This is a genomic window from Terriglobales bacterium, assembly GCA_035937135.1.
In the GTDB taxonomy this organism is placed as follows: Bacteria; Acidobacteriota; Terriglobia; order Terriglobales; family Acidobacteriaceae; genus DASYVL01.
Genome location: DASYVL010000104.1, coordinates 1 through 3,266, shown reverse-complemented (window position 1 = coordinate 3,266; position 3,266 = coordinate 1). Strand labels below are relative to the sequence as shown.

4 protein-coding genes are annotated in these 3,266 nt (G+C 65.6%); all 4 read left to right on the top strand.

Annotation, left to right across the window (positions count from 1 at the left end):
* Positions 1 to 522, top strand: a 522-nt coding sequence (locus tag VGQ94_06345) for a PilZ domain-containing protein (protein ID HEV2022132.1), incomplete at its 5' end; no start/stop codon positions are given.
* A gap of 790 nt (positions 523 to 1,312) precedes the next feature.
* Complete coding sequence (locus tag VGQ94_06340) at positions 1,313 to 1,903, top strand: TolC family protein (protein HEV2022131.1); 591 nt, start codon at positions 1,313 to 1,315, stop codon at positions 1,901 to 1,903.
* A gap of 15 nt (positions 1,904 to 1,918) precedes the next feature.
* Entirely contained in the window at positions 1,919 to 2,527 is a 609-nt protein-coding gene (locus VGQ94_06335) for a TolC family protein (protein ID HEV2022130.1), read from the top strand.
* An 18-nt stretch (positions 2,528 to 2,545) separates the two neighbouring features.
* Complete coding sequence (locus VGQ94_06330) at positions 2,546 to 3,016, top strand: hypothetical protein (GenBank protein ID HEV2022129.1); 471 nt, start codon at positions 2,546 to 2,548, stop codon at positions 3,014 to 3,016.
* The last annotated feature ends 250 nt before the right edge of the window (positions 3,017 to 3,266 follow it).

Below are 3,266 nucleotides of genomic sequence, written 5' to 3'. Positions count from 1 at the left end.
GCCATCGTCCAGAACGGTACGCTGGAGGAAGGCGTCATGTACCTGCAGAAGCCCTTCATCCTGAACGCACTCACCCACAAGGTGCGCGAGGTGCTTAACCGCTCCACCGCGGAGCCGGAGCGGGAAGCGTTGCACAAGCCGGATGCGCCCGGTCGCGAGGAAGCGTGGCCCATCCGCGGAGACGCCGGCGGACCGGCGCCGCGCTTCGCCGTCCATCTGCCGCTGCGCTACCGCGTCGCGGGCGAGGACCAGTGGTCCTCGGGCGCGCTGGAGAACGTGAGCCGCTCCGGGCTCCTCTTCCACGCCGATCAGGCGCTCCCCGCCAACGCCCAGATCGAGATCACGCTCACCCTGCCGGTGGAATGGGCGGGCCGCGCCGCGCCCGAGGTCCTCTGCCGCGCCGAGGTGGTGCGCCTGGCCAAGGCCAAAGAGAAGGTGCCGCCGCCCGCCTTCGCCGCCCGCATCCTGGACTATTCCCTGCTCAACGGCCACGACTCCTTCGCCTCCGCCGCCAACGCCTGAGCGACTTCCATCACAGAGTTGCTCATCTAATCTCTCGGAGGGGCACGGCTTCAGCCGTAAGGAGCTCATGGAAATGGGGGCTTTAGCCCCCTAGGGCAGGATCACCGGGGGCTGGCCCGGCCCTTCAAGCTCATAAGTTTCTTTGGGGTGCCCCACCCTTGTCGCTCCCGGTTTTGGAGCGACAGCGCCTGCCCTGAGCGAAGCCGAAGGGGTGGGGACGTCTCAGGCTCACCGCGCCCGGAAACGAGAGCGTCTGGGTGTTATGCTGGCCGCAGTGCGGGCGACGATGACCCCCACCCTCCGCCAAAACCCGGCGAAAGGGTGGGGCAACCCCGAAGAGCAGCGATCACCGTGAAAGAGTAAATATCAACCCAGGGGGAGCGCCTTGGCCTGGAGGCTTCTCTAGACTTCCGTTCTACGGGCTTGGACACGATGTACCTGCCTCAGTAATGGAGCGTGCGAACCCCGCTCGCCCTCACCGCCCGTAGTGATACGTGATCTTGACTGCACCTGGCTTAGCAGAGAGTGCTCAGCGGCCCTCAGCCCACGCGGAGTCCCGCCCGGGCTTGGTGGGCATTCTCCCTCGCCTTTACAATGCTCGTCCCTGACCTTTTTTCTCTGGGGCTTGGAGGGAAACGTGTCTCACGCCCGTGCATCCCGAATCTTCACACTGGTAACGCTCACGCTTTGCCTGACGCCGTGGACCCTGGCTCAATCCCCCGCGGCTCCCGCCCCCGGAGGCCTTCCTGCGCCTTCCGGCACCGAGCAGAGCGGGAATCAAGCCCCGCCTGTGACCTTGACGCTCGAGGACGCCTTGCAGCGCGCCCGAGTCAACAGCCCGCAATTCCATGCCGCAGTCACCGAAGCCGGGATCGCGCACGAGCAAAAGGTGCAGGGGCGCGCCGCTCTGCTGCCCTCGGTCACCTACAGCGCCCAGTACTTCTACACCCAGGGGAACGGGACGCCGGCCGGGCGGTTCATCGCCAACAATGGAGTCCATGAGTACGTGAGCCTGGGGAACGCCCATCAGGTGGTCGCCCTGGCTCAATTCGCCGAGTACCGGCGCGCTTCCGCTGCCGAGGCTCTGGCAAGAGCCAGGGCGGAGGTCGCCGCGCGCGGGCTGGTGGTCACCGCGGTCCAGAGCTATTACGGCCTGGTGGTGGCCCAGCGCAAGTATGCGACAGCCCAGGAAGCGGCAGGGGAAGCGCAGCGCTTCCTCAGCATCAGCCAGGCGCTGGAGCGGGGCGGCGAAGTGGCTCACTCGGACGTGATCAAGGCCCAGTTGCAGGCGAACGACCGTCAAAGAGACTTCCAAGAGGCGCAGCTGGCCATGGAGAAGGCGCGCCTTTCGCTGGCGGTGCTCCTGTTCCCAACCTTCTAGCAGAACTTTTCCGTGGTGGACGACCTCCGCATCCCGCTGCGCCTGCCCTCCCTGGCAGAGATCCGGCAACTGGCGGAGCCCAACAACCCGGACCTGCACGCTGCGCTGGCCGCGGTCCAGCTTGCCAACCAGGACGTTGCCGTTGCCTGGAGCGGACACCTGCCCTCGCTGAGCTTCGATTACTTCTATGGGATCGACGCCAACCGCTTGGCGACTCGCACGGGCAGCATCCGGAACCTGGGCTACGCCGCAAGCGCGACCCTGAACCTGCCGATATGGAATTGGGGAGCCACGCAGAGCAAGGTGCGCCAGGCGGGACTGCGCCGCCGGCAGGCCCGGCTGGAGTTGAGCGCCGCCCAGCGGCAGTTGCTGGCCAACCTGCATGCCTTTTACGGGGAGGCGGAGGCCGCCCGCTCGGAGCTGGAAACCTTGCGCAGCTCCGCTGAGCTGGCCTCCGAGAGCCTGCATCTGACCACGTTGCGCTACCAGGCCGGGGAAGCTTCGGTGCTGGAGGTGGTAGACGCGCAGAACACAGCCACCCAGGCGCGCAACGCGTACGATGATGGCGAAGCGCGCTATCGGGTTGGTCTGGCTGTTCTTCAGACACTGACAGGCAGCTACTGAGTCACAAGGAGAATCCCTATGAAAGACGTCAAGTGGATCGTTTCAGCGATGTTCGCGCTGGCCTTGCTTTTGGGGGCGAGCGCGCCAGCCCAGGCAAAAAAACTTAAGAAGTCAGATTTGCCTGCGGCAGTTCAGAAGACCGCGGATGAACAGAGCGAGGGAGCTATGATCCGCGGCTATACCCGCGAGCTGGATGGGGGCAAGGTGGTGTACGAAGTGGAGATGACCGTCCAAGGCCACTCCCGGGACGTGACCATTGCCCCAGACGGGAGCGTAGTCGCGGTCGAAGAAGAGGTTGCTGTGGACGCGCTGCCTGCCCCGGTGCGCGAAGGCCTCCAGAAAAAGGCGGGAGCCGGCGCCATCGCAAGAGTCGAGTCAATCACCAAGCATGGCAAGCTGGTGGCCTATGAAGCGGACGTGCGCACTGGCAAGAAGCGCTCGGAAATCCAGGTCGGCCCCGACGGCAAACCCCTCGCCCATAAAGAATAGCCTGCCGGGCACCCTGGAAGCGAGCCAGCCGGGATGGACCGGGAGCGGGATTCCGAAGTGGCCCGGGAGGAGCTTCTGAACCCGTATCATATGGACCTATGGAAATGAAGAGCGGGATTCGGCGGAACGCGCCGCGGCGGCGGAGGGCCGCCCTGCGGTGCGGAGCAGTGGCCGCGGTGGTCGCGGCTGCGCTGTTCTCCACTGCCTGCAGCGGCTCGAAGGCAAGCGAGCCGGTGGTCACCGTGCAGAC

What these genes read in the sequence shown, in the direction of transcription:
- VGQ94_06330 (HEV2022129.1), top strand. Translation starts at nt 2,546, where the DNA reads ATGAAAGACGTCAAGTGGATCGTTTCAGCGATGTTCGCGCTGGCCTTG.